The organism is Desulfobacterales bacterium (assembly GCA_030066985.1).
Taxonomy (GTDB): domain Bacteria; phylum Desulfobacterota; class Desulfobacteria; order Desulfobacterales; family JAHEIW01; genus JAHEIW01.
Window position 1 is genome coordinate 1 of record JASJAN010000013.1, and the last position, 26,924, is coordinate 26,924.

Annotated in this window: 20 protein-coding genes and 1 tRNA gene; 15 read left to right on the plus strand and 6 right to left on the minus strand. The window is 47.8% G+C overall.

What is annotated here, in order from left to right; all coding sequences use genetic code 11:
- Nucleotides 1–256: 256 nt before the first annotated feature.
- Entirely contained in the window at nt 257–1,543 is a 1,287-nt protein-coding gene (locus QNJ26_07965) for an adenylate/guanylate cyclase domain-containing protein (protein ID MDJ0985466.1), read from the plus strand.
- Nucleotides 1,544–1,712: 169 nt separating this feature from the next.
- On the opposite strand, the gene QNJ26_07970 is transcribed toward QNJ26_07965, so the two are convergent.
- A complete protein-coding gene (locus tag QNJ26_07970; protein MDJ0985467.1) occupies nt 1,713–3,833 on the minus strand; it encodes a SpoIIE family protein phosphatase in 2,121 nt (706 codons plus the stop codon).
- A gap of 379 nt (nt 3,834–4,212) precedes the next feature.
- Between QNJ26_07970 and QNJ26_07975 the strand changes: the two genes are divergently transcribed.
- Nucleotides 4,213–4,422, plus strand: a complete 210-nt coding sequence (locus QNJ26_07975; GenBank protein ID MDJ0985468.1) for a hypothetical protein — start codon at nt 4,213–4,215, stop codon at nt 4,420–4,422.
- A 186-nt stretch (nt 4,423–4,608) separates the two neighbouring features.
- Here QNJ26_07975 and QNJ26_07980 read toward each other — a convergent pair whose 3' ends face one another.
- Nucleotides 4,609–5,022 (minus strand): hypothetical protein, encoded by a 414-nt coding sequence (locus QNJ26_07980; protein MDJ0985469.1) that lies wholly within the window; start codon nt 5,020–5,022, stop codon nt 4,609–4,611.
- Between the two features lie 137 nt (nt 5,023–5,159).
- Nucleotides 5,160–8,462 carry a tetratricopeptide repeat protein gene (locus QNJ26_07985; GenBank protein MDJ0985470.1) on the minus strand — a complete coding sequence of 1,101 codons (3,303 nt, stop codon included), beginning with the start codon at nt 8,460–8,462 and terminating at the stop codon, nt 5,160–5,162.
- A gap of 859 nt (nt 8,463–9,321) precedes the next feature.
- Between QNJ26_07985 and rimO the strand changes: the two genes are divergently transcribed.
- The 13 genes from rimO to QNJ26_08050 all read left to right on the plus strand — a co-directional run bounded on the left by rimO (nt 9,322) and on the right by QNJ26_08050 (nt 24,415).
- Nucleotides 9,322–10,668: a 30S ribosomal protein S12 methylthiotransferase RimO gene (gene rimO, locus QNJ26_07990; GenBank protein ID MDJ0985471.1), complete on the plus strand. Its 1,347-nt coding sequence runs from the start codon at nt 9,322–9,324 to the stop codon at nt 10,666–10,668.
- Entirely contained in the window at nt 10,665–11,645 is a 981-nt protein-coding gene (locus QNJ26_07995) for a polyprenyl synthetase family protein (GenBank protein ID MDJ0985472.1), read from the plus strand. Before rimO ends, QNJ26_07995 begins: the two co-directional genes overlap by 4 nt.
- A gap of 409 nt (nt 11,646–12,054) precedes the next feature.
- A complete protein-coding gene (locus QNJ26_08000; GenBank protein MDJ0985473.1) occupies nt 12,055–13,260 on the plus strand; it encodes a hypothetical protein in 1,206 nt (401 codons plus the stop codon).
- A gap of 65 nt (nt 13,261–13,325) precedes the next feature.
- Nucleotides 13,326–13,400, plus strand: a tRNA-Val gene (locus QNJ26_08005).
- 359 nt (nt 13,401–13,759) lie between these two features.
- Nucleotides 13,760–15,013: a hypothetical protein gene (locus tag QNJ26_08010; protein ID MDJ0985474.1), complete on the plus strand. Its 1,254-nt coding sequence runs from the start codon at nt 13,760–13,762 to the stop codon at nt 15,011–15,013.
- Nucleotides 15,014–15,235: 222 nt separating this feature from the next.
- Entirely contained in the window at nt 15,236–16,888 is a 1,653-nt protein-coding gene (locus tag QNJ26_08015; GenBank protein MDJ0985475.1) for a Gfo/Idh/MocA family oxidoreductase, read from the plus strand.
- Nucleotides 16,881–17,891, plus strand: coding sequence for a Gfo/Idh/MocA family oxidoreductase (locus QNJ26_08020; protein MDJ0985476.1), 1,011 nt, complete (start codon nt 16,881–16,883; stop codon nt 17,889–17,891). The genes QNJ26_08015 and QNJ26_08020 overlap by 8 nt, the downstream gene beginning before the upstream one ends.
- 217 nt (nt 17,892–18,108) lie before the next feature.
- Nucleotides 18,109–19,101 (plus strand): GNAT family N-acetyltransferase, encoded by a 993-nt coding sequence (locus tag QNJ26_08025; protein ID MDJ0985477.1) that lies wholly within the window; start codon nt 18,109–18,111, stop codon nt 19,099–19,101.
- A 54-nt stretch (nt 19,102–19,155) separates the two neighbouring features.
- Nucleotides 19,156–20,421, plus strand: coding sequence for a glycosyltransferase (locus QNJ26_08030; GenBank protein MDJ0985478.1), 1,266 nt, complete (start codon nt 19,156–19,158; stop codon nt 20,419–20,421).
- 85 nt (nt 20,422–20,506) lie between these two features.
- A complete protein-coding gene (locus QNJ26_08035) occupies nt 20,507–21,439 on the plus strand; it encodes an alpha/beta hydrolase (GenBank protein ID MDJ0985479.1) in 933 nt (310 codons plus the stop codon).
- 248 nt (nt 21,440–21,687) lie between these two features.
- On the plus strand, nt 21,688–22,608 hold the full coding sequence (locus QNJ26_08040; protein ID MDJ0985480.1) for a cobalamin-binding protein: 921 nt from the start codon (nt 21,688–21,690) through the stop codon (nt 22,606–22,608).
- On the plus strand, nt 22,605–23,615 hold the full coding sequence (locus QNJ26_08045) for an iron ABC transporter permease (protein MDJ0985481.1): 1,011 nt from the start codon (nt 22,605–22,607) through the stop codon (nt 23,613–23,615). The genes QNJ26_08040 and QNJ26_08045 overlap by 4 nt, the downstream gene beginning before the upstream one ends.
- Entirely contained in the window at nt 23,612–24,415 is an 804-nt protein-coding gene (locus QNJ26_08050; GenBank protein MDJ0985482.1) for a heme ABC transporter ATP-binding protein, read from the plus strand. Before QNJ26_08045 ends, QNJ26_08050 begins: the two co-directional genes overlap by 4 nt.
- Nucleotides 24,416–24,588: 173 nt before the next feature.
- Here QNJ26_08050 and QNJ26_08055 read toward each other — a convergent pair whose 3' ends face one another.
- The 3 genes from QNJ26_08055 to cbiR form a co-directional block, all read right to left on the minus strand.
- Entirely contained in the window at nt 24,589–25,242 is a 654-nt protein-coding gene (locus QNJ26_08055) for an NAD-binding protein (protein ID MDJ0985483.1), read from the minus strand.
- 22 nt (nt 25,243–25,264) lie between these two features.
- Nucleotides 25,265–25,987, minus strand: coding sequence for a DUF169 domain-containing protein (locus QNJ26_08060; protein ID MDJ0985484.1), 723 nt, complete (start codon nt 25,985–25,987; stop codon nt 25,265–25,267).
- A 119-nt stretch (nt 25,988–26,106) separates the two neighbouring features.
- A complete protein-coding gene (gene cbiR, locus QNJ26_08065) occupies nt 26,107–26,922 on the minus strand; it encodes a cobamide remodeling phosphodiesterase CbiR (protein ID MDJ0985485.1) in 816 nt (271 codons plus the stop codon).
- Nucleotides 26,923–26,924: the final 2 nt, after the last annotated feature.

The following is a 26,924-nucleotide window of genomic DNA, read 5'->3' on the forward strand; positions in this document are numbered from 1 at the left end:
CTTTCAGCTATGGCCTGGCAGGGACGCCGAAAAGAAATAAACCCAAGCCCTTCGGGCACGGGCAAATCTATTTTACATCTAGCAGTAAAAGCAAGATGCTGCCAATAATGCATAGGCTTGTTCTTTGAATAATTATCCCGCCGCGAAGCGGCTGAGGATTTTCATTTGTCGCCCTCTCAGCGACAAATGAAAAATAATCTCTCTGCGAACTCTGCGCCTCGAGCGTAGCGGGCGGTGGAAAACGAAATGTATGATTATGAGCAATTCAGAAGAAATAGAAAAACTCAAGGCCTGTTTACGGGATGCCGAAAACGTCCAATCCGAGCTGGATCGGCGGGTTTTTCACCTCAAAACCCTATACGATGTCAGCAAGGATATATACGGTAGTGTTCAATCCGAGACGATTCTGCGCAACTTCTTGTTGATGACCATGGGCAATTTCGGTTTAATGGAAGGCTTTATTATCCTGCTGGATGCACCTTCTCAAAGCATTGGGCAGCTGGTTTCCATCGGCATGCAGGAAGGCGATGTGGCTGCTCTGCGGAAAAAAGTCATTGAGCTCCTTGCCCGCAAAGGCATGGCGGTCTGGACAGATGGCGGAAAGAGTCTGGCAAATGCCAATCTCTGTGACAACAGCATGGGTTTTTCAATGCCCATCAGGGTTGAATACGGATGTATTGCCTTTTTGGGTCTGGGCGCCAAATTGATTAAAGAACCGTTTAATGACGATGATAAGGAATTACTGGATACGCTGGTCAACAATCTGGCTATTGCCTTGAAAAATGCTCGATCATTTGAAGAGATCAGCGAATTGAATGAAGAGCTGGTGGCCAAAAATGAACAGCTCGAAGAAGCCCTGAATGACTTAAAAAAAGCGCTGCGCAAAGTTGAAATTTTGGAAGACGTCAAAGTGCAATTGAGCAAATTTGTCCCCAATACGGTCAGCCGGCTGATTGAAAAATCCCCGGACGGCGTCATCCCGGAGAGCAAAGAGCAGGACGTTTCGGTGCTTTTTTTGGATATTGAGGGCTACACCAAAATGTGCGAGCAGCTTCAGGGTGCTGAAGTCAATAAGGTGATCGAAAATTGTTTCTCGGCCTTTATGGATGCGATTTTTGCCAACAACGGTGATGTCAATGAAACCGCCGGCGACGGATTGATGGTCCTTTTTCTCAATGAAGACAAACAGACCAATGCAATAGAGGCGGTGCAAACGGCACTGAAGATCCGAGAAGAAGCCGCCCGCATCAAGAGCGAATTCAAAGCGCTTTCGGAACCGCTGACGATCAATATGGGCATTAATTCCGGGAGGGCTCTGGTGGGAGCGGCTAAATTTGAGAGCTACACCGGGTCACGCTGGACCTATACTGCCCGGGGACTGGTGACAAACGTGGCGGCCAGAATCGGCGCCCAGGCCACCCATGGCAAAATCTTTCTGTCTGGATCCACAGCTGAACGTATTAAGGATCAATTCACCTTAACCCCGCTAGGCAGCTTCAAATTGAAGAACCTTTCCAAAGAAATCCAGATTTTCCAGGTATGAATTCAAAACAGCTAAGGCCAGCGTTTGACGGTTGAACAAACACAGCACGCCGAGAAGATCTCATTGCGAGGGCTTTTATAACGCACCTTACTTGCTGGGTTTACGTGCAGGAAACCAGGTCGGCATTTAACTGGATCTGTCAAAAAAATGAAATTGGGTTCGCGATTCATTATTCGACACTGATCGCGATCATTGTCTGGTCGTCATGCTGGGCTGCTTTGCCCGTAAATGCCTGCACCTTGTTGAGAACATCTTTCAGGAGTGAATCCGCATCCATAAATGCTGCCCCCTGGACCACATCTATCAGTCTTTGAAACCCAAAAATTTCTTCCTTATCATTCATGGCCTCGACCACACCATCGGTGTAAAACAACAGGCGGTCGCCCGGCGAAAGCTGCAACTGGGTTTCCCGATAGTCCACATCTGCCATAATGCCCAGCGGGAAGGTATCGCCTTCAGACCCCAATAGTTTGGTTTTACCGGTTTGTGCGCAAAAATATATTGGCTGGGTTTGCCCGGCATTGCAGAGGGTCAGCTTCCGGTCAGCTGAATTTAAAACCGCAAACAGCAATGCCACAAACATTCCGGACTTGACATCTTTTTTTAATCTCCGGTTGGCGCGCATCATGCTTTCACGCACCGACAGCTGTTCTTCTTCAGATAAAATTCGGAAGACGCTGCGCGAAGCCGACATGATCAAGGCACCCGAGACACTTTTTCCGGTCACATCACCAATGATCACACCGGTGTTATCCTGGCCCATTACCATGAAATCATAAAAATCTCCGCCCACCTCTCTGGCGGGGGTTGAGCTGGCAGCAATCCGAAACCCTTCTATCTGCGGGCAGGTGGTCGGCAGCATGCTCATCTGAACATCGCGTGCCACTGACAGATCCTTTTCCATACGCAGTTTTATCAGGGCCTCTTTGAAAAGACTGGCATGCTCAATGGAAACCGCGCCGATAAATGCCAGAGGGGCCTGGAAAAATAACGGGATCACGATTGGAACCCACTTGCCACTGGTTTTAAACACAAAAACGGCCACAATAAGGTAAAGAATGCTTAACCCCATAGTTCCCAAAGCCCCTATTTTTAACGAAGAAATACGGCAGATGACGCCCATCAGAACGCCCCATAGAAAAATAAATGTAATATGGACACCCAAGGGGATCGGTCGTACAGGACTATCTTCGAGAATATTGGCAAATGCTGTTGCGGCAATTTCGACGCCACTGATAAATATGCCGTTGGCCTGCGAAAAAACCGTATAGAAGCTGTCTTTTCTATCGGCCAGCAGGATCTCCGAGAGCCCTACAAACACCACCTTGCCATTAAGATCCATCTGTTCTTTTTCGGCACTCAGTTGCAGGGCCTGATGATAGGGTAGGGTGGTCATGGTGCGAGGCGGGCCATAATAATTAATGTAGCGGCTATTGGGTGCAGCATACATCTTTATGAGGGATTTAAGCCATCGATGGGTTCTTTCATCTGCCTGCGATCGCTCTAATTGTGCGAGCATTTTTACAGCCATCATCGGATCGCTTTCAAATATTTCCCTGATGTCTCTGATTAATCTTTTTGGGCCTCTGGCTAAAATGGCGCTATCACTGTCTTTTGGAAGCATGGACGCCTGATCGGGGGACACAGATTCAATCAGTTGGATAAACTTTTCATACACCGGTAAGGTGAAAAACTGGAAGGCAATGATCGGCAATGTGGGCGAATCTCCGGCTTCCGTCTGGAAAGCCCAATACCGGTTTACTTTAAACGGTATTCTGGGCAAAGAAAAAGGCGCTGTAGCAGCGGCAGATTTTGAAAAAAGAGCGACCGGTTTCACAATTTTGACGATACGATGGGCGTCTGTACCAGACCCACCCTGGCTGGACAAAGGCACTTCCTTGGCGATGAGCGGTTCCGCCAGTAAAACATTTTGCGCCTGTTTGATCGCCTCGGCGAATAAAAGATCATCTTCTGCGGAGCGCGGTTCAATGAAATGCAAGTCAAAGGCAATCACCTCAGCGCCCGCTTTAACCAAATTTTCAACTAAACGGGCATGCAGGGAGCGCGGCCATTTATCGGGGTTATTGGGCAAGCCCAGATGTTCAGAAGAGTCTTTTTCGATGCTGACGATGACAACATCAGATGGTGCCGGCCGGGTGCCCCTTAATTTGAATAACAAGCCCAGACCTGTATTTTCCTCAAGATCGAGAGCGAAGCGAAAAGGGCTGATCAAAAGCCCCACGACGCCAATGATAAGACCTAGGATCAGCGCTTTAAATAGGCGGGACATAATGAAACGACTCCCGTTTTCTGAGCGATGTCGTAAAAAGAAAAACTAAAGGAAAATCCTGTCAAGACAGTATCATAGCCTGCAGTGTTGGAAACGTTTGAAATTCATAAAATGTGGATGGCATTCCATTTCAATGAAAATAAATATAGGCTGAAGGGACCCTGGGTGTCAAGCATGGCCATCTAAGAAGCTGCCTTGCTTCGGGTTTGAGCTTGTGGATAAAATCCCAATTTTTTGCCCCAAACTATAAGACTTGCTTTTTTGCCAACGTCATGAAATGAATGCGGTGAAAGGAGGTGAACGGGCTATATCGGGTTTTTTTTGATTATGGGAGGCCAGTTTTCATAAAATTTTTGTTTTAAAGCAAGGAGGTGAAGAAATGGGAAGAGAAGAATTTAAAGCAAAAAAAATGAAAATCAAATTGAAAGCAAAAGATGGTAAGGTGGAATATGTACAAGGTGATAACCAACCGGTACCTGATTTAGATAAGCCGGATATCAGTCCCGCCGAGATAGAAGAACGGTTAAATGGTTTAGGTAATTTAAAGTACGTCGGAGCTATATTTCATAGTCATTCAAGCCCCGGGTGAGTCTATTATTATTCAGGCGGCAGGTGTCGCCGGATCTGTTTTTAGAGCCCACACGTAAATGCAAATTGACAGTAGGCACGTTAAAAAGGCAAGGCCGGAGATGGCCTTGCCTTTAATTTGATCAGTATAGATTAGAAGTTTTGATTTTTGGATTAACAGCAGACCGCTGTTGAATTATTAATTATTTCAGCCTCGCGGTATATAGCGTGTACGTCCTCCAGAGGTATACTGAAAGCAGTATGGACTATTTTCATAATGCACAATAGCTTCTGGACAGTATTGATTTCCAGTACCCGATGCGGTTTTGGGAATAGGGATTTTTCCTTCTTCAACTGGTTTAATAGGTTCCTTATACTTCTCATCCGAGCAATCTTTAGTGATCCGATGGAATACCCTATCAGCGCACAAATTTCCTCCTCTTATAATTTCAATGTACGTAGGGGGATCTTTTTTTAAAAATTTACATTCTACAGTATTATCGCCTGGAAGCAATTTTATTTTAATTGGTGGTTCTTCTGCTTCAACCCTATTCGATGCATGCGTGCAGCCCAAAGCAGCGATTAACAGCACGTAAAATATCATGGATCTTCTTTTTAGCATTTTATCCTCCTTTCGATATTCGCCTTAAAGTTTTTTAGAAAAATGGCTTAATGGATTGCTAAATGCTGTCTTAAGCTATAGTTGTAAACGGTTTTAGCCACATTCCTTTCCTTCAAACATAAATGCAGTTCCGATTTTCATGGAAAAGCGAGTGTGACTCTACCGAAGATAGTTCTATCCGGTTGTATTCGGGGGTTATCGACGTCAGTATCGAAATGCTCGAAATCTTCGTCAAATAAATTTGTCGCGCCGACCGTTATAAAACCATACCGTTTGGGTAAGCGATAGCGGATGGCGGCATCGAATAACCAGAAATTATCATCACCATTTTCAAATTCGCCGGTTGCAGCCGCTCCTTGCCGCTCAAATTTGCCGTCCTGATCGATATAGGTGCCTTTGAGTGAGACACTCAACCCACTGGGGTGAAAAAAATTAATCCCCAGGGGAAGATAATGGGTCTCGAGGTCTTTGGCGCCTTCCGCGTTATCTTCATCTCGGTCGAAATCTTCATATAGATATTCAGCGCTAAGCGCAAGCCATTCATGCGGTGTCCAGAAAAGATAGGCGCGGAAAATCTTTTCTTCCCAGTTGGCTTCCTCCACCGTGTCGCTAAAAAACGGTGTGTCCAGATCCCTATACGTATACTCTGCCCCTGCAAATAAACTTTCTGAAAATTTTTGATCGATTGCGCCCCCATAGCGCCAGGCATCGGTTGCATTATTATCGTCAAAGAACTGGTTGAATCCGGCGACCTGGGTCGGCTCAAGCGTCTGGTCGGTAATCAGCGTTCTTTTCAACGTTCTGAATGCCGCAGCCCGTAGCGTGGTATTTGTAAAAGGATTCCAGGTAATTCCAAACTTGGGGTTAAATTGATTGGTATCATCTTCGGCATCACTATCAGGATCGAAGAAATCACCACTGGCGCCGACGGTCAGTGCCAGATTGACAGGCAGCTTGATATAGGAATACAGATAAAGATTAGCGTGATGGACATCGAGGTCATCTTCTGTTACGTCCCGCACAGTCACACCTGGGGGATCAAAAAATACCTCTTCTGTAATGGTATCTTGTGCATCGATATCAAAATACCCTGCGCCCGTCACAATGTTGATAAATTTGGAGCGGAACAGATGTTGTAATTCATAGCTATAGGCATCATCATCGCCGTCAATTTTTGCCAGCGGTACGAATACCGGTACGGGACTGTCTTTTATATTGCGGTCCACATCCTGGTACGCAAAATTGCCAATGAGAACATTGGCCGGCGAAAAAGCATGTCGAAAGCCTGCCCGGATCAATTTGCTTTCGTTATTTTCATCTTTGTTTGGCAGAAAGTCATCCTCAAAGAACCTCAGCTGAAGATCGCCGCTTTCGGTATCCCGGTAACGGTATTCAGCCTGAATGCTTGTTTTATAAGAAAGTTGCAGTTGGCCGAAAGCATTGGCAATTTTATCTGTTTGGTCGGCGTTTTTCCGCCAACCGTCGGTATCAAAGTAGGTATAACCGCTGCTGAAGGAAAATTTTTTGTAGATGCCGGAAACCACGCCTTCCCCGCCAGATGTTTCATTTTCACCGACCAGTCCGGCACCCTGAGCGGCAATGCGATTGCGGTTGAAAATGGGATTAAACTCGTTGAACGCAAGCGTTTCAGGGCCGCTGGCGCTGATCAGAAACTGGTTGCTTTCGCCCAGGCGGGGCTGAACAGGGGTGATGTTGAGGGGCTGCAGCAGCTGGGATTGGAGCAGCTCGCTGACCCTCGCAATCTCATGACGGGGTCGAATGGAGTAAGAATCAGCGAGAAACCGGTGCGCCGAAAAGTTGGTTGGATCGGTGTTAACCGCCGTCCAGCCTTCAAATAGAGCACGCTCCTGGAAACCCAAGTCACTGTAGATTCGTGCCAGTGCGGCGCTGCGAGCTGCTAAATCCGAATCGAGCAGGAGCCTGGAACGGTAAACGGCACGGTTATCGTTAAGTGCTCTGGCCTTTTGCAGATTCTTCAGGGCCTCAACCGGGCGGTTGGTGGTCTGCTTGGCAATGGCATCGTAAAACCAGGGGGTGGGGTCGTTGGGATCAAGCTCCTTGGCGATGGCGAACTCGCGCTCATCCAATCCGATGTTCTTCTTTTCAAAGTATACCTTGCCCAGGTAACTTCTGACCAATGAATTGTTGGGATCGAGGCTGGCGGCAATTTCAATCTGCCGGCCGCCGGCAGTCAGATCCCCATCCCGGATGATGGCCAGACCCAGTCCCAGTCTCGCCAGCGGGTCGGCCTGATCAAGCGCGATGGCTTTTTCAAAGGCTTCGCGCGATGCGGTGGTTCGCACCTGGGTCAGATAAGCAAAGCCCAAAACCATCTGTGTACGCGAAAGGTTCGGCTCTAAATCAACGGCCTTTTTGGCCGCTTCCAGGGCCTTGCCCAGTCTGCCAAATGATGACCACAGCTCCGCCAGGCGCGCCCATGCCAGCGCATTCCTCGGATCCAGCTTCAGCGCCTCTTCGATACTGGCACGAGCGCCCTCAAGATCAAAGCTGGCCTGCAGGGCATAAGACATGGCGATGCGGGCCGTGGCTGAGCTTGGGTCCGTATCGACGGCTTTTTGAGCAGAAATAGAAGCTTTGTCTCTTTCATTTTGCACGACGAATATAATGGCTTGAAGGGCATGCGCATCGCTGAACCCCGGGTCTAAACTAAGGGCGCGCTGGATATCAGTGTTGGCATCGTCCACGCGGCCCACCGCCAGCAGTTGTGAGGCGCGATAGGCCAAAAAGCGTGGGTCAGCCGGATTTTCTTTCGGGGCTGTGCCGGGAGACACAAACAAGACCGGCAGGTAATATAGGGCCCAATGGACAGCATCCCGGGGTCGCACCACAACCCGCAGCACCGGGGCTTTGCCTGCTTCGGCCACAGCCGATTGACCGCTGGTTAGCGTGAGGCTACCGGCGGTGTTTGAAGCCAGTACCTGGCCTTCAAAAATGGATATGAAGGTTCTGTCTGTCTCGACCCTGATAAATCCTTCTGTTCCTTCCACACCGGCATTTACAAATCCGGTTATGACTTCAAGATTGCGGCGAATGCGGCTGAAAAAATGGACAGCGCCCTTGGCCAGCTCGACAACCGATGTTTTCTTCTGCTTTATTCCGCCAAGGGTGATGGTTGTGTTTTGATCCAGACGCAGCAGAGGCTGATTCACCAAAGAAAGACCAGCGCGGCTTCTGTCATTGACGCGAATTTTATCACCCGGGCAGAAGGTGTCATTTAATTCGACCTTTTGCCATTGCGTTTCGCCAACCTTGCGTGCCTCCACACTTCCTTGTACAGAGACTGCTTTGGCGACCCATTGCTCGCAACTTGCGGCAATTGAAGCGCAGGGAACGAGCAACACGATCATGCAGCTTAAACATAGGATAACGCTAAGCCAACATGAAAACATACGTTTCATTACCTGCCTCCTTTTTTGGAGCACCTTGAATCCCCCCGGCTTGAATTTGATCCCAACAAATCTATGGCTTGATAGAGTGTCGTGTATCGGTGTTCGGTAACCTGTTCATCCTAACCTAAGGGGGTACTAGATGATGCCCTTAACGATTAGAGATGGCTCCAGAGTATACTGCCTAAATTTTGCATGAAATGCCTTGCATATGAAAGCCTCCGACTCGTGCAAAATTCAGGTACTCAGCAAGAGCTGGCGATTTGGCAATCTTCTATCGGATGTAGTTACGCTTGAAATCTCACAAGGGGGTGGTTTGCTTAAACCGCTTTTTCCCGCTTCTGAGTTGCGCACAGGACGGTTTTACGGCGCCTAAACAAAAAAGCCTCCACTGAGGTTGGCTAGACCCCGCAGAGGCTTTGTACCGTCATAATTGGGAACCAGTGATTCATAACCCACTCCAAATACTTCCATTCGCATTTCAGGGGATTAAGTTTATTGGTTCTCTTGAATTCGACATAGTGGCATTTTACGGTATTAAGGCTACAATGTTGTAATATAGATATATTGTCAAGGACTTTTTAGATTATTTCAGGCATTTAAAGCAACATTCGTGGAGGTGCATTACCTGTGTTCATCGTGAGGCTCGAAAAATTCATGTATTGGTTAAAAACCCGGCCAACCCCCATGCATCACCCATAAACCTGATCCGTAGGCCTATAGCTTTTCAACCCACAAACATCAGTCCACAGGCTGCATTGACAACCCCTGATAAATACCTACTTTTTCACTAAATTGGACCGTATCACTACCTTTTGAACAATGTGTCCCTGCACATGCATCATATCGTAATAGTTAATTGATAAGAATAATGAACCTTTTCTTACTCAGTCTTGGATGTGCCAGAAATCAGGTGGACAGCGAAATTATGCTCGGTCGTATTAAAAAGGCCGGCTGGGCAATTGTTGAAGATCCCGAAGATGCAGACGCCATTGTGGTCAACACTTGCAGTTTCATCGAAGATGCCGCCGATGAAAGTATCGAAATGATCCTGGAGCTGGCTCATTACAAACAATCCGGCAAGTGTCAAAGGCTGGTTGTTGCCGGTTGCCTGCCGGAGCGCTACCGCGATCAAATTGTCGATCAGCTACCCGAAGTGGACGCTTTTATCGGTACTGGGGCTTTTGACCGTATAGTTGAAGCCTTAGAAGGGTCAACTATTTCCAGTGGATGTTTGCTGCCCGATCCGGTAACCATTTCACCCCAGGATAAAAATGCGCCCCGGGCGCTGAGTACTTCACACATGGCCTACCTTAAGGTTGCCGAGGGTTGCAGTCAGCATTGTACCTATTGCATTATCCCCAAATTGCGCGGCAAAAAACGAAGTCGGCCGCCGCAAGAAGTTATTTCCGAAGCGCAGGCATTGTTTGCAGACGGTGTCAAGGAATTGGTTCTTGTGGCGCAGGACACAACATCTTACGGTAAGGATTTACAACCGACGGCTTCTTTAAGTCAGTTGGTCGAAGACTTGGCCAGCCTGCCTGTAAAAACGGCAGCCGGTCCCGAAGCCTGGATCCGTGTACTTTACGGGCATCCGGAAAGCATTGATGATGCTTTCATTAAAACTGTTGCATCGTATCCCAATATATGCTCTTACTTCGACATCCCAATTCAGCATGTCAGCAGGCCCATTTTAAAAAGGATGGGCCGTAATTACAATCAGGATGACCTCCAACGGCTTTTTGATAAAATTCGTAAAGAAGTGCCAGGCGCCTCGCTGAGGACAACCCTTATCGTTGGGTTTCCCGGGGAAAGTGAAAAGGATTTTAAAACCCTGCTGCGTTTCATTGAAAGCACACAGTTTGATCATCTGGGTGTTTTTTTGTATTCCGATTCTGAGGATCTTCAATCGCACCGTTTGCCTGGCCACGTTCCGGCTGAAGTGGCTCAGGAGCGCTATGATCAGCTGATGTCCAGTCAGCTGGATATCTCGGCTCAAAAGTATCAACAATATATTGGTCAAACACTGTCGGTTTTAGTCGAAGAGTCTGTGGAGAATAGATTATATGCCGGACGTGCGCCCTTTCAGGCTCCTGAAGTCGATGGTATGACTTACGTTAAATTTGGTCCTGATCAGCCGGATCCGGCCATTGGATCATTTTCAAAAATCAAGGTAAGCGATGCAATGGAATATGACCTCATAGGAGATGCCATATGAAAGACCTCAAGAAGCGGATTCTGGCGGAAAACAAACAAGACCTGACTGAAATTGAAACGCAGTTGGCAGAGAATTTAAAACCTTACCTGGATCTAGTGTCTGAAGTCGCCCATCATATTCTGTTTGCCGGTGGTAAGCGGCTGCGGCCTTTGCTGCTGGTTCTTGCTGCTAAAATTTGTGGCTATAAAGAAACATACGCCAAAAACGTTGCTTCAGCGATGGAATACCTGCATGCCGCTACGCTTCTGCACGATGACGTCATTGACGATGCAGCTCTGCGACGCGGCAAAACCGTCGCCCATTCGGTATATGGTAATGCGATTACCATATTAGTGGGTGATTTCCTGCTTTCACGTGCGTTGTCCATATGTGCGGATTCCGGAAAAATAGAAGTTATGCGCATCGTTGCCGATCTAACCGAGCACATGTCCACCGGCGAAGTCCACCAATTGATGCGCAAGGGTGATGTCTCTCTGACCGAGGATGAATATATGGAGGTGATCCGTCGTAAAACCGCCGTTCTTTTTGAGGCCGCCTGCAAGGTAAGTGCGGTCATCGCTGAAGCATCCCCTGAAGAAGAACAAGCGCTGTCAGAATACGGCTTCAATCTTGGATTGGCTTTTCAGATGGTGGACGATTTATTCGATTATACCAAGGATACGGCAGCTTTGGGCAAAGAGGTCGGGGCCGATCTCAGAGAGGGCAAGCTGACCCTGCCCATCATACAGGCTTTAAAAGAGGCCGATCCTTCTGAGCATGATCAGATGGTTAACATCATACAAAATGAAGATTTTACGATCGATGAATTTAAGACCCTGGTGACACTTTTGCACAAAAATAACGGGATCGACTACACGGTAGAAACAGCCTCGCTGTACATTGATAAGGCCAAAGAAGCCCTGGCGCTATTTGAAGATTCGAGATACAAGAATTCATTGTTTGATATTGCGGACTACTCGCTTGCCCGCCACCTGTAGTTTCCACCCCTAAATGGCTATTTTTCCGATGAGCTGTGTTCTCCGCGTTTTTCTGCCTTCGACGTACTTCAAGTACGCCGAAGGCAAAAAAACTTGTGCGGCCGAGCTCATCGAAAAACTATCTCATTTATGGATGGAAACTAAATATTCTTAAAGCATATCGTTTTGAAGCCAGTTTTACGTTTTATATAACCACGAAACCGCATTGTAATCTGCCTTTTGAACCCCATCATTATTACAAAAATAGACGTGAAACCCCGTAATATATCCTAAAATCGTTAAATTCATGCTCAGAAAATTTTGGTGTTTGTGAATTGCGCTTCAAATCGATGGTTTAAATCTTGAATTTATTTTAAAATTCAATTAAGGGATATTACCACTATTCAATTGATGAAACGGGAGCCTTAAAATGTTCAGGATGTCCTTCAAATGGTACCGGCGGGTTGTTGCAAGTGCGATGGTCCTGATGCTGTCATTTTCTGTTGCGGCCTACGCTCAGAAGAAGGTGCAGAATAAAACCTTTGTGGTTGTCGGAACGAGCGTAATTCAAGGCGGCAATATCCAGGCTGCCCGGGAAGCTGCCATATCTGAGGGCCTGGTGGCAGCCGTTGCCTTGATGACCAAAGAAGTGCTTGAGGTGAATTCGCTGATTGAGTATTTCCCAGAGGTGAATCAAATCATTTTCGCAAAGCCCAATGCCTTTGTCCTGGATTACAAAGTGTTGACCGAAACAGAGTCTGATAAGAACTATCGCGTCCTGGTCAAAGCCCGGGTGGCGGGCAAAAAAATTGCCAAACAGCTGTCAAATGCGGATATTTTGAGAACCAAAGTCGATCTGCCAGCAATCCTTTTCTTTATATCAGAACAGAATCTTCAGGAGGATGCACCGCGATACTGGTGGGGAAAACAAATGGGGGGCTTTGAGGCAATTAGCGAAGAAACCATGGCAGATATCTTAAAAACCAGGGGTTTTCCAATTGTCAATCATCGCGGTGTGGGCATCGGAAAAACGACTGGTCTCGGTGACGGTCTGACACCGGTATTAACCGATGAAGCCGCCATTAACATTGGTACCCGTTTGCAGGCCGATTTGATTATCATGGGCTCTTCTGTTGCCAGCCCAACGGCCAGTATCATGGGCGATGATTTAAAGTCGTTTAAAGCCATACTGCAGGCGCGCGTTTTGCGGACCCAAAATGGTGAAGAGCTGCTTAACATTTCGCGAACATCGGTGACCGCCAACATCAATGAGGCTGTGGGTGGCAGAGAAGCCCTTACCATGGTCGCCACCCTGGCCGGCGATGACCTGGCCACTCAATTGGACGCTGCCTGGCGCCGTTTGGCCGAGCGACCCTCCCAGGTGGAGGTTTTTGTGGAAGGGACGGGGAATCTGGCTCATTTCGTAAAATTTCGTCGTGCATTGAGCAGCGTTTCCGGTGTCGAAGGAATTCGGGTAAAAGAAATCAAGCCCAATGAGACAACTCTGATCGTTGATTATAAAGGCAAAGCCGAGGAGCTGGCTGAAGCCCTGATGCGGCAGAATTTTGAGAATTTCGGTATTAACATCTACGAGATCAGCAATCAAAACCTTAAAATTACGCTGGTTTCAGGCTAAAAAAGGACCAACTGATTAGCTCTTGACACCATACTGCACCAATGTTAGGTGACAATAAAATTTTAAGGCACGTAGCTCAGGGGGAGAGCGCTACCCTGACACGGTAGAGGTCGTGAGTTCAAATCTCACCGTGCCTACCATGAAATCAAAGGGTTGCAGCAGAAGCTGTAACCCTTTCTGCTTTTTGGCTTCTTTAATTTTCGTAACAAATTCAATAGCGAAACCGCATAAGGATCAATCGTTACAGCAAAACCGCTCCAATCCATCGCGTTTCACCTGTCACTTAACGCAATATTTACAATGATGTGCAAATCTATTTTTGAGATCGAAAGTGATTCAGAAAAAAAATACTGTTTGATTAACATAAATTATTTCTTATATTACATTATAATTTTGTATAGGAAAGACACGTGCTTTGAGGGGACAGGACTGTAATTAAATTTCTATCCTTTTCTTTATAGCCCACTGTTAAAAATGATCCAATTTGAAAGGTTTTGCCATGCCGTCTGGTAAAGGCATGATCGTATTGATGGGGTCCGGTGAGCTGACCGCCACCATGGTTGAAGTTCATAAGGAATTGCTGAAGCGTCTGGCAGGTGCGCCTAGCGCGGTTTTTTTGGACACGCCGGCGGGTTTTCAGCTTAATGTTGATCAAATTTCTGAAAAAGCCCAGGATTACTTCCGTTCTCATATTCAGCAAGCCCTCAAAATTGCGTCGTTTAAATCCAATGATTCCATTTCCCCATTTGACGCTGAGCAAGCCTATCAAACACTGCGAGATGCTGATTATGTTTTGATTGGCCCCGGCAGTCCGACTTATGCGGTTCGGCAGTGGATACCATCCGCTATTCCCAAAATCCTGACCGACCTCGTCAAGGGCGGTGGATGTTTAGTAGCCGCCAGCGCAGCTGCTCTGACCGTTGGTCGCTTCACGCTTCCGGTTTATGAAATATACAAGGTCGGCCAGGAATTGCACTGGGTTGACGGAATGGACCTACTGAAGGACTTTGGCTTTAACCTGGTGGTGGTACCGCATTGGAACAATGCAGAAGGGGGCAATCATGACACGCGGTTTTGTTTTATGGGACAACCGCGTTTTGAGCAATTGATCGCATCTTTACCGCAGGATGTTGCAGTTTTCGGTTTGGATGAGCACACGGCCTGTATCCTTGACTTTGAAAGCGATCAAGCGATCATCAAGGGCATCGGTCAGGTCACTCTCCAGCGGGCAGGGCAACAGGCCGTTTTTGAAAGTGGTCGCCGCTTTTCGCTCGACCTACTGCGGGGTTCGGACTTTGGGCAACTCTGGGAGCATCCCCCTTCAACACCAAATGACGCCGTAGTAACAGATACGGCCAGCGGTGATGACTTCTGGGATCAAATTCATCAGCTGGAAAATGAGTTTAACAGCGGCCTCGATGCCCATGACGCGCAGAAAGCTACCAACGCTCTGCTTGAGCTGGACCGTATTATCTGGCAGGCACAGCAGAGTGTCGAAAATGAGGAATCGATTATTCAGGCACGCGATACGCTCAGAGAGCGCATTGCCGTTCTGGGGACCCGGCTGGCGACCTTGCCGCGCAGCCAGATAGATTGCCTGACGCCAGTGGTTGAACAACTACTGGTGGCCAGAGAAACATTCAGAAGGCGCAAACAGTTTGAAGAAGCAGATACCATTCGGGACTGCTTGCAAAAAGTAAACATCGTTATCGAAGACGACAAAAAGGGGTCTCGCTGGCGGTTGTTGTCGTAAGTAAAGGTTGCAGGTGTCAGGTGTCAGGTTTCAGGCCATAGGTAGAGAATTTTGAGTCCTTTCAACCTTGTTACCACTACGGTCACTTTGTTTTTTGTAAGTTCTGCTTCAGTCTTGTTTTTACTGACACTTGACACCTGAACACTGACATCTAATTATCATCCAGCAGCAAAACACCAGCAACATAAATATTTACCATTACAAAAGCATAGATTGGCGATTATGTTTAAACATCCTTCATTATCTGTATTAGCGATTGTCAGACAAGAAAAGACCGATCTGGCTTCCTTTTTAGAATATTTGCAATCCATGCCGCATGTGTCTCTGAATATCAGCTCCGACATCCCGGCCGACCTGAGTCCCTTTGATGTGGTCATTACAGCTCAAAGCTCAGAGCACAATCAAAATAACCACCCGCTTGAGCAATACGTGAATGCCGGCGGTGGATGGCTGGGGCTGGTGCACCGGTCCACTGAGCCGCTGCCTGAGATTTTTGGCGTCCGACCCGATAAAATAGGGCCGGTCGCTGAATTGCGGATATTATTCGATGACCCGAACCATGTGCTGGCTCAACGTCTTCCTGATGCGGTATACCTCCAGGGTGTCTACCAGCCATTAAGACCGTCTGCAGATGATACGGAGATGATTTTATACGCCGACTGGCATTACGCGCACCATGCGATGCTGGTTGCACGCACTGCCGGGAAAGGCAAAGTTGCCTGTACCTCCCTGCAGGACTACCGCAACCCGGTCTTTCAGCAAATCCTCTATCGCCTCATTCGCGACTTGGCGGGGAGACGTCATAACGGTCAAACTTTAGGAATCGGTTTGTTGGGTTACGCCCCGTCGGTGGGTCAAATCCATGGCCAGGGCGCCAAGGTAACCAGTGGATTGGATTTGCGGGCGGCCTGCGATCTAAATCTTGAGCGGTTAGACCAGGCTCGGCAGGATTTTACACAATTACAGACGTATACAAGCACTGATGAATTTGCAGCGGATAATGACATTGATTTGGTGATTATTGCCACCCCTCCCAGTACCCATGCGGAGCTTGCCATCCAGATGATGGCGGCCGGCAAACATGTGGTTTGTGAAAAACCTCTGGCAATATCACAACGAGAAACCGATGCCATGATTGACATGGCAGAAAAACAAGGCGTCCATTTAAGCTGTCATCAAAACCGACGCTGGGATGTCGATTATCTGGCGATCAAACAGGCATTGAGAGAAGAATTGATCGGGGAGCTGTATTTCATAGAAACCTTTGTGGGCGGTTATCATCATCCCTGCGGGTATTGGCATTCCCATGATAAGATCTCCGGCGGACTGACATACGACTGGGGAGCGCACTATCTGGATTGGATCGTCAGTCTGATGCCAGAGCGCGTCCAATCGGTGATGTGTCATCGTCACAAACGTGTCTGGCACGACGTAACCAATGCGGATCAGGAACGTATTCTGCTCCGCTTTGCAGGCGGTCAGGAAGCGGAGTTTATGCATTCAGATATTGCTGCTGTGCGCAAACCCAAATGGTACTTGCTGGGAACTCAGGGCGCGATCAGCGGTCACTGGAAAGATGTGGTTGAATATACGCCTGATCCCCTGGTTTATTTTGAACAGCTTGATATACCGGCCACTGAAATGCCGCCGGATTTAATTTTACACCGGCGCCATTCCTCGGGCCAGATAATCGCCCAGAATCTGGCGGTGCCCGAGCGCCAGCATTTTCTTTTCCACCAAAACATTGCCGATCACCTGCTGCTCGGCGAACCCATTGCAGCTCCGCTGGCGCATTCTGTAAAGGTGGTGGCCATCCTTGAGGCTGCAGCCAGATCGGCCGCCAATGGCGGAAGTCTGGAGACACTGCATGACTGAAGCGGTTAAATGGGGCATAATGGGCAATGCCAACATTGCCCGCAAGTGTGTGATTCCGGCTATCGGCAAATCATGCAATGGTGAAATTTACGCACTGGCCACACGTTTGCCGGCAGAGGCGGCCCCTCTGGCAGCTGAGCATCAAATCGATCAGGTCTACGACGATTATGAAGCCCTGCTGGTTGACCCGCAAGTGGATCTTGTATATATTCCGCTGCCCAACCACCTTCACCACCCTTGGACGATAAAGGCGCTTGAGGCCGGCAAACATGTTTTGTGTGAAAAGCCCCTGGCCTGCAATGCCAAGGAAGCCAGCGAGATGGTCGCAGTTGCCAAACGCAGCGGGCGGCTGCTGATGGAAGCCTTTATGTATCGCTTTCATCCGCGCAGTCAGCGAATCAAACAGCTGGTGGTGGAAGGCGCAATCGGCCTACCGCGGTTGGTCAGATCCGCCTTTTGTTTCCGGATGTCCGACACGGAATGGGGCGATCCGCCAAACGTCCGTTTGAGACCGGAAATGGGGGGCGGTGCTTTGCTGGATGTTGGCTGTTACAGTGTCAGTGTGGCGCGCTGGTTTATGGGTGCCGAACCCTCGCAGGTTCAGGCCCAGGCCAAATATCATCAAGGCGGCGTCGATGTGCATGTGGTCGGCACCCTGGATTTCGGGGATCATCGCCTAGCTTGTTTTGAGGCCAGTTTTATTACAGCGTTACAGCAAACATACTGTATCGTCGGCCCGGATGGTGCCATCGAATTGCCCCACAATGCCTTTGTGCCCTGGGAAAATGAGGCGGTTTTCTATCTACGGACCAGCGATCAAGAGGCGGGTGAAAAACACACAATCCCCGGGGCTGATGAATATCAGCTGATGGTTGAGCACTTTGCCGATGCCGCCATGGGACAAACCGAACTGATTTTTTCGACAGCAGACAGCATTGAAAATATGCGGGTGCTTGATGCTCTGGCACAGGCGGCCCAAACAGGGAAAACGGTAAAGCTGTAGCATAAAGGTTCAGGGTTCAAAGGTTCAAAGGTTCAGGGTTTAGGGGTGCACGTTGCGTCTTCGAGTCTCAGACCACCAGCGGCAGGAGTCCCAGCGGCGGCAGTTTGAGCCTCAAACTCCAGAACCGCGGAACGCTGAACCTTGAACCCTGGAACCGGATGACTAAACCCGATAGCGACACCCGTAACCTAATGTTTAAAAATTACCCCAAATGTTGATGGCAGCAAACAAAACATACACCATAAATCAAGAGTCGATTGAGTCTCTCACTGAGCTCTGGCATGACCCCACCAACCGTCTGAAATGGGATTGTATGTTTGTATTGCCGGGGTGGTTAAAAGCCTGGTGGCAGACCTTTGGCGAAGGCCAGACATCCTACTTGTGCTCGATCCGCAGCCGTGGAGAATTGATCGGAATTGCACCTTTGATGGTCCGCGGCGAAACGGGCTACCTTATGGGGGATACGGATGTATGCGACTTTCTGGATGTTGTCGTTGTGCCCGGCAAAGAAACGGTGTTTTTCAACGCCCTTTTTGATCATCTCAGACAGCAGGGCATCCGTCAGCTGGATCTGGAGGCCGTGCGCGCAGATTCAACGTTCTATCGCCACCTGTCAGCCCCGGCCGCCGGTCAACACAATTCGATAGCTTGCCAGATGGTGGATGCCACCATGATGTTGGAACTGCCATCCTCCTGGGACGCCTATTTACAGCAACTAACCGGCAAGCAGCGGCACGAAGTCAGACGTAAGCTTAGACGGCTTGAAGAGAGCGGACGGGTGTACTTAGATGCCGTCGATGATGTTTCAGGCGTAAAAAGGGAAATGGATACCTTTTTAACGCTTTTTAAACGCAATCGAGCAGATAAAGCACATTTTATGACCGAACAAATGGCGTCTTTTTTTCAATTGCTGGCATCTGAAATGACAGCCGAACAAATTCTCAAGCTTTTCTTTCTGACGCTCGATGATGCCGTCACTGCAGCCGCCATGATCTTTGACTATGATGGCACTTTTCATTTGTATAATAATGGTTATGATCAAAGGTATTATTCTTTAAGCGTGGGGTTGCTCAGCAAACTATTGACGATAAAAGAAAGCATACAGCAGGGCAAAAAAAAATATGATTTCCTCAAAGGAACTGAAGTTTATAAACATCGACTGGGGGGCAGACAGATCCCGCTTTATCGCTGCCGGGTTCATTTCGAATAATCCAGCTTTCCGGTTTTTAGCTTCGGAACAGCAGATTCAAGGAAGGGGTTAGATTTGAAAACAGACCCGTTGCAGCTGGCAATGTTCAGCATTCATTCGAGCCCGATCGGTGAATTGGGAACCAAAAACACCGGCGGGATGAGTGTTTATATTCGGGAATTAGCTCGTGAGTTGGGTCGTCGTGGTCATAAGGTGGACATTTATACCCGGTTGAATGGCACCCGGCATGACCACCTTGTCGATCTTTACGAAAATGTACGTTTAATTCACCTGAGTGCGGGCAACAATGGCCAGGTAAAAAAACTTAAGCTTTACTATTACCTGGCTGATTTTTTGCGGGCGCTTGAAAAATTCAAAAGCCAGCAAAATCTTCGTTACGATTTGGTTCACAGCCATTACTGGCTGTCCGGGCGACTGGGCAGTTGGGTGCAGGAGCGTTGGCACATACCCCATATCGTTATGTTCCATACCCTGGGCGTTGTCAAAAACATTGTCGGACTGGCTGAGCAGGAACCGGATTTGCGCCTGGCCACCGAACGAAAATTGGTGCAGTCCTGCCAGCGGATCTTGGCACCCACCGCAATGGAAAAACAGAACCTGATGAAATATTATCATGCGGCTGACGAAAAAATCGCTGTGATTCCCTGCGGTGTCAATCTCGATCTTTTTCAGCCCCAGGATAAAAAAACCGCACGTCAATTGCTGGACTTAGATGAAGACACACCGATTGCTTTATACGTTGGTCGCTTTGATCCGATCAAAGGCATTGAACGCTTGCTAAAAGCGATTGTTCACCTGCGGCGCCGTCAACGCGTACAACTGCTGATCATCGGCGGTGATGGACCGCAAACCGAAGAATTCCATCATTTACAACATTTGATAAACGAGTTGGGTATTCAGCAATCGGTCACATTCCTGGGCCGCATAGAGCAAAAACAGCTGCCGCTGTATTACAGCGCCGCTGATGTTGTGGTGATTCCCTCCTACTACGAAAGCTTTGGATTGGTAGGACTCGAATCCCTGGCCTGTGGCACACCGGTGGTATCAACTCGGGTAGGGGCAATGAGTGCTGTCTTGCAAAATAACCAGATCGGATTTCTGGTCGATAATAACGAGCCAGACTCGCTTGCAAACCGTATCGCCAAGGTTTTCGAGCAGCAGCGCACCCAGGGATTTTCGACCTCCCGCCTGCGCCAATCGGTTTGTCAATTCGGCTGGAAAAATGTTGCCTCAAGCATCATTAACGAATATGCCGCTGTTGTCAATGGAATGCCACCGGAAGCGTTTTCGAAAGTGCCATCCCGGGTTTCATGCCAATAACCTGATGGATTATTTTGATTTTTAAGAGCTAGAATGGACTCTCAAGCTGAAGTGATTTGCTGAGTCGCATTAAAAAAGTGGCAACATGAATTCAGACGTGGAAACCAAAGCCTTTGCTGAAACCGACCTATTTCCCGAACCCACCGAGCACTTTTTAAATTTACACGACGGGCGCATTCACTACCTGGACTGGGGGGGTGACGGTCTACAAGCTCATTTTTTGCACGGAAACGGTTTTTGTGCGGGTACTTATACCCCCTTCATTCAATACCTTGTCGACGATCTTCACATTCTGGCCAGTGATGTGCGCGGCCACGGGGGATCTGATCAACCCAGGGTCGAACGTATTCGTCACTGGGACATCTTTGCCGAGGATTTAAGAATTCTGATCGAGGAAAAGATGACTGCGCCGGTTATTGGCATCGGCCATTCGCTGGGCGCCGTCACGACCTATATCGCCGCCGCAAAATATCCGCACCTTTTTGATGGAATTATTTTGATCGACCCGGTTATTTTGCCGCGGCGACTGCTGTGGTTGCTGGCGATTGTTAAATTGCTGGGACTCAGAGGGATTATCCCTTTGGCAAAAATGGCACGACGACGACGAAGGCTCTTTAAGGGCAAACAGGAAGCATTGAGGCTCTTTGCCGCTGGCCGGGGTATTTTTAAAAATTGGTCAAAAGAATTTGTACACGCCTATTTGGAGTGCGGGCTTCTTGAAAAAGATGAAAAAACCGCGATTCTGCAATGTGACCCGGAACTTGAAGCCCAGATTTTTGAATCCATCCCGCAAAATGTCTGGCGTTATGCCAGCAAAATCAATTGCCCCGTGCTGGCGATTCGTGGAGAATCATCAGATGTTTTTTATGAAGATGCGGCCAATCGTCTAAAGACCAGTATCGCTGACATTGAACTGCAAACCATACCCCATTCAGGCCACTTCCCGCCAATGGAAAAACCACAGGAATGCGCCGATTTGATATTAGATTTTGTCGATCGAAAAATAAAGTCAAATTAAAACAGGCCTCAAATATCATCGAACCTTGCGACCCCTGACGGGTAAATTTCTCTAATATCTGAATCGGCTTCATTACCCTGAAGGTCAAAAGTAAGTTTATAAACAAATTCTTTTGCGAACTAATTGACCGTATGTATTGGAGTATCGGTTGCATGCCCATCTACTTTTCAAATCCATTTTAAATTTGGATCCAAAATGGTATTATGTGAACTCTGCTCCCTGTAGCAATAATTTCTGAAATTCTGCTTATGATTGTGCAACTGAACATTCGCCAAATAATCTGGCTTGTGACAGTAGCCGGTATATTAATTCTCCAGGGGATGACCTCTCAAGCAATTGCAAAGGTCCTAACCGATCAACTGGGATATCGGGTTACGTTGCCGCAGACGCCCCAGCGCGTTATCTCATTGGCACCCAGCATCACTGAAATTATTTTTGCTGTCGGCCAGGAAAAACGCCTAAAAGGCGTCAGTCGCTTCAGTGATTATCCGCACGCCGCATCAATGCTTCCTAAAGTTGGTTCTTATACCCAACCGAATCTTGAACGGATTGTGGCGTTAAATCCGGACCTTTGCATTGCCACCAAAGACGGAAATCCCAAAAGCGTGATCGACCGGCTTCGATCACTAAATATTCCGGTCTATGCGGTTGATCCCCGCAACTTAGACACAGTGATGTTAACGATTCTTGACATCGGCACCCTTTTGGAAGCAACTGAAAAAGCCAAATCGTTGGCTGATAGTATGCGCTCAAGGATTGAGATGATTAAATCAGTCATCAAAACCGCACGATTTCAACCACGGGTTTTTTTCCAAATTGGGATTTCGCCGATCGTATCTGTTGGGAATGATTCATTCATCAATGAGCTGATTTCGCTTGCTGGTGGTATAAATGTTGCGGCCGGAGACATTGCCTACCCTCGTTTCAGCCGGGAACAGGTATTGGCGCTATCTCCCGATGTTTTCATTATCTCCTCCATGGCCCGTGATGTGCTCTTTGAAAAAGTGAAAGCAGACTGGAATCAATGGCCGAATATGCCGGCTGTCCATAACCGACGCATCCATCTGGTGGATTCAAACCTTTTTGATCGTCCTTCACCGCGGCTGGTTGAGGCACTTGAAGTCCTGGCCAAATTGATTCATCCCGAACTATTTAGGAAAGACGAGTGAAATCCAAAGCCCCATTTTTGATTAGACATGTTCTTGGAATTTCAGCCATTTTGTTTTTCGGCCTTGCACTTGTCATGTGGGTCGGGGTTGCGATCGGGCCGGCCGGCAGCGGATGGGAGCCGTTATATCAACTGTTGGTAGGCAAAGGAGAGGTGGATGCCACCCTTGCTGCCATTATATTGAAGATTCGATTGCCCAGGGTGCTTTTAGCGGCTATGGTGGGTGCGACACTTTCTTTAGGAGGACTTGTTTTTCAGGCCTTGCTGAGAAATCCGTTAGCCGAACCCTTTATCCTGGGTGTCTCCGGCGGCGCAGCGATTGGGGCGATCATCGGTATCCTGATGGGTCTGTCGCGTTTTCCGGGCGTTGGCTTGGCCGCCTTCTTAGGTAGTAGCGGAACGCTGGCCCTGATTCTTTTTTTAATCACCGGTCAAACAATGGTAAAAAAGGAATCCCTGCTTTTATCCGGTGTGATGGTCAACGCGTTTTGTTCGGCAGTGATAATGTTTTTGATTTCAGTCACCCAGGATGCCCGCCTGCACAATATCATCTTTTGGCTCATGGGTGATCTGTCTTCGGCCGACATTCCACAGGCAGGACTTTTGGCCCTTATGCTGGCACCCTGTTTTGTTTTATTATTCTGGTTTTCCCATAAAATGAACCTGCTGTTAATGGGCAAGGAAATGGCTCAAACCATGGGTGTCAACATCAAAATCGTTACGCTTATATTGCTGGTGGTATCTTCTTTTATGGTGAGTGCGACGGTTAGCTATTGCGGGCTGGTGGGATTCGTGGGGCTGGTCATTCCACATTTGTTCAGGCGGCTATTGGGTGCCGACCACCGTATATTGGTTCCGGCCTGCATTCTGGGCGGCGGTGCCTATTTGGTTATTTGTGATATGATAGCGCGAGTATTTACGCCTCAAGGTGAGATGCCCGCCGGCGTGGTTACGGCCATCATTGGTGCACCTTTGTTTATTTTACTCTTGAAAAAATCAAACAGATGAGTTCTGCAATCAACACCATAAATGTCAGCTATGCCTTTGCCAACCGGACGGTCATCAGGAATCTTTCCTTTTCTGTTGCCGAAGGTGATTTCTTCATCATCATTGGTCCAAATGGGTCCGGCAAAACCACCCTATTGAAAATTTTTGCTGGCCTGCTCAAACTCCAGAAGGGCCATATTCAAATTTTTGGTCGTCACGTCACAGATTACAAACAGAAATCGTTGGCCAGGACCATTGCGATGGTTCCGCAACAATTGCCGTTGGATTTTCCGTTCACTGTAGCAGAGTCTGTATTGATGGGCCGCGCGCCCCATCAAGGGGCTTTGGGAATTGAAAATAAAAAGGATTTTGCGGTTGCAACGCAGGCGATGGCATTTACCGAAGTGGAGCATCTGGCGGATCGTCGCCTTGACCAGTTAAGCGGCGGCGAACAGCAACGTGTTTTTATTGCCCGGGCGATTTGCCAGGAGCCCCAGATCATGCTTTTGGATGAACCCACCGCGTCTTTGGATCTGGCCCATCAGGTGCGAACTATGGATTTAATGGAAAGGCTCAAAACCGAAAAACAGGTAACAGTCATTATGGTCTCCCATGATATCAACATCGCGGCGATGTATGCCGATCAACTCCTCTTGCTTAAAGATGGCCAAATTCTCAGCCTTGGATCACCCCGAGAGGTTCTAACTTTTCAGAATCTGGAAGCGGCCTACAGCTGCCGGCTTCTGGTCGATGAAAGCCCCCTTGACAAATCCCCCCGAATTACATTGGTACCGAGAAAATTTCTAAGCGGTCCCAAATAGTTGAGGGGACGAAACGTTTTCACCATTGGGCTGCTGATTGAATCATCATTCCCGCATGGGCAGGTTTCAAACTCATAATTAGAATCTGTTTCAAAACCCCTTTTCGGTTTGTTTGCAGCTTTTAGAAAAAGGCCGCAAGATGAATCCCAAGGGTATTTTGAAACCACTTCTAATCATTTTGGCCGGTGCTTGAATGTTTGAATAATGCCGTGACAGCTACAAGCGGTACTCAGCAATACCGGTTTTTGGGTGGTTTGAATCCTATCCAGCGTCTTAAATAAAGTGCGGGGTGTGTACCCCCCCACACCGGGCGCCAACTGATGGCTTTGGATGACGATGGATGTGAAATCTTTGAGTTGAATGGATTTCAAAAATTCATGCAAGATCATAGGGCGCCGTTTGTTGGTATAGGTGCAAATTTTTTGTGGCTCAAGGCAGCCAGCTGGGCATTTAAAATCGGCGATGCTGATAAAAAATTGCCCGGTTACGCCCTGGATGGGATTTGGCAATTCGCTGACGATGACATATGGTACGCTATCATCTTCTATTATGAACCTTGCGGACATTTTGGCCCTGATCCATTCATAGGCCACATGCAAAGGGATGGCCGGGACAATCCAGTCCGGAGAATGGGTGCGCGTCAAATGGTATTCAAGGTATTTTACGCCGTCTGTACAAACAGTCTCAAATCCCAAGCGGTCCGACTGCCTACAAACGGCTTTTTGTTTATCGACGATTGTTATTTGATGGGTGGAATCAATTTTGCGGAGTTCTTGGGCCGCTCTAAAGCCAAATTTACCGCCGCCGATGATCCAAAATTTGTCCACGATTGATTGTCCCGGCTTATTTTCAAGAACTGGCGCCTTGTTTTTTAAGCATGGCGATCGGTTTGGCCATATCCAGAACATGATTATGAATCATTTCCAGCTGATCCCCGGGTGCGCCCAACATCAAGTCGCAGGGGTCCACGGAAGATTTTAGTCTGCACCCCAATCCCAAAAACGTTATGTTCGCCACCCCTTCCAAAAGAGGCATGGCTGTGATATCGGCGCAGCCGCCCAAAGCGCCCCCGGATTGAGGCAGGTTCATGTGTCCGCCTTTTTCATAGTTCAATGCGTAAAGCAGCCACATCACTTGTTCGCTGTTGGCAGTAAAAACCGCTACTTGTGGCGCTTGTTTAAGATATGACAGGGGCGCTATTAGGGCCGTTTTGGTTTTACCCTTTTCCAGATACGATGATTTTAAAATGGTTTCAGCCGATGCTTCCTCGGTCTCAAAAAGACCCACACCGTATTTTTCCAGAACGCCGTCATCCAGGTAGGCCTCCATGTCTTCTTCCATACCCAAAACGGAGGTCCCTAATTTACAGCCCATCTGTTCCTTTTTGAGAAGCAAGACTTCACCCTCACCGGCGGCCACCAGGGCATGGCAATAGCTTTTGTACTCCTTTTGGGTGAAGGTCAGATCTGCGGGTAGGGTGCCTGTTTCATTATACAGATTGACACCGACAGGCTCATATTGCAGCGATAAACTGTTAATCAAGTTTTGAGAAATGGTTTGGAAATCATGCATGCCGGATTCCTCTTAAGTAAAATTTAATTCAAAATAGATTTAGATCTAATATCAAATAATCATATAACACACAACCAGCCAAAGGATCTAAAATGGAATCGGCATTCCTTGCCCCAACGCTACTGCCTGTTGTCAATATGGCAAAATTGATCTAAATAATCCAGAGAGGCCTGCAGGTCTTCGAACGAAAATACCTCTATGGATACTGTTTTTTGGAAATTATTTAATATCCAGAATATCGTTTGAGCATGTTTCGGGGATAAATGGTTCAAGGCCATGTGGTCGCGGTTTTTGGCAAAAGCGTGAAGATGGATGATTACCGTATTGTGACCATAGGCATTAAATACGGTTTTCATATCATACGCACCAGCCATGAGATGCCCGAGATCCAGGCAAACGCTTAAATTTAAATTCTCAATGATGGGTTCAAGCAAATTAAATGGATAATCCAGAGTTTCAATTGCGATTAATTCCGGTTGCGCTCCGCTTTCTAGTATCTTGATCAGATTCCGCTGCACTCTTTTCTGCCATTTATTTAGATGATTTCTGATATATGAATTTTGATAATATGGAATATGCAGCGTGCAGGTCGTGGGAGAAAGAGGTCTGACAAGATTTATAACTGCCAATAGGGTATCGACAGCCTGTTGTTGTTTTTTAGGGTCTGAATGACTGATGGATACATCGATTGGCAGATGAATATTATAACGCAGATCGTGTTCTCCGCCAATTTGGCAGAGTTCATCGATGACGGCCTTGGTGGGCAGTGATTGCGGTGGCAAACTTTCAAATAAGAGCAGCTCGATCTCATCCAGATAGGGCCCCAGCATTTTGATATTTGGGATATAATCAGCCGGATATATATACGACGTCGTTCCCAGTCTAAATGGGTACAGCCCTTTATACGATTTTTTTAATGCAGGATACGACATCATGG